At 46.4% G+C, this 571-nt stretch carries 1 protein-coding gene; it reads left to right on the top strand.

Annotated features, from left to right (window positions below; genetic code table 11):
* The coding region (locus R7Z47_RS26125; RefSeq protein WP_318130935.1) for a GspH/FimT family pseudopilin at positions 1-526 on the top strand (526 nt) is incomplete at its 5' end.
* Between the last annotated feature and the right edge of the window lie 45 nt (positions 527-571).

The raw sequence follows: 571 nt of genomic DNA, 5'->3' as shown, positions 1-571 counted from the left end.
GGCGGTGATCACTACGTTGCCTACCAGTCAAAAAGACCTCTCTAAACAATACGCGCAAAGTTTCTTTCAGCGTTTGCAGTTGCTTAACGAAGAAGCCGTACTCAGCGGTAAAGATTTTGGTGTGCGTGTCGACGATACGAAAAAGACTTACACCCTGCTTAGCTTGACCGCTGAAGGCTGGAAGCCGCTAGAAATGAAGCAAATTCCAAGCAAAACCAAATTAGAAGATGACATTGCATTGCAATTGGATCTAGGTGGCGGTGCTTGGGATAAAGACGATCGTTTGTTCGAGCCGGGTTCGCTGTTTGAAGACATGTTTGCCGACGAAACTGAAGAAAAGAAAGTGAAACCACCGCAAGTCTTCATTTTCTCGAGCGCAGAAGTCACGCCGTTTACCTTGTCTTTTTTTCCACAAAAAGGCGATGCGTTTAACGATGGTTGGCGAGTGATCGGAAAAGAGAGTGGGCAAATTCTGTTGGTAGCGCCAGGTGAAGAAATGGAAGAGGATGCGAATGCGCAATTTTAAGCAAACTCAACCAAACTTAAACCGTCGCCGAGTGCGAGGTATGAC

The sequence above is a fragment of the Vibrio sp. 1641 genome (assembly GCF_033339995.1).
In the GTDB taxonomy this organism is placed as follows: domain Bacteria; phylum Pseudomonadota; class Gammaproteobacteria; order Enterobacterales; family Vibrionaceae; genus Vibrio; species Vibrio alginolyticus.
Note: the sequence above shows the minus strand (reverse complement) of the source record. Positions and strands in the feature narration are given on the sequence as shown.